This is a genomic window from Pseudoalteromonas sp. Angola-7 (genome assembly GCF_028599255.1).
In the GTDB taxonomy this organism is placed as follows: domain Bacteria; phylum Pseudomonadota; class Gammaproteobacteria; order Enterobacterales; family Alteromonadaceae; genus Pseudoalteromonas; species Pseudoalteromonas atlantica.
The window spans coordinates 1-255 of the sequence record NZ_JAQREL010000065.1; the positions used below are offsets into that span (position 1 = coordinate 1).

General features: G+C 49.8%; 1 rRNA gene. It reads right to left on the minus strand.

Features of this window, described 5'->3' with window-relative positions:
- A 23S ribosomal RNA gene (locus PSH50_RS21095) occupies window positions 1-255 on the minus strand; the annotation flags it as partial.

Below are 255 nucleotides of genomic sequence, written 5' to 3' on the forward strand. Positions count from 1 at the left end.
TTTGGGGTACGATTCGGTATAATCTGAAGCTTAGAGGCTTTTCCTGGAAGTATGGCATCAGCAACTTCACACCCTTGGGTGCTCGTCTCGTGTCTCAGCCTAACAGCAACCCGGATTTACCTAAGTCGCTAGCCTACTCACTTTCACATGGACAACCATCGCCATGCTTGCTTAGCCTTCTCCGTCCCCCCATCGCAATTATACCAAGTACGGAAATATTAATCCGTTTCCCATCGACTACGCCTTTCGGCCTCG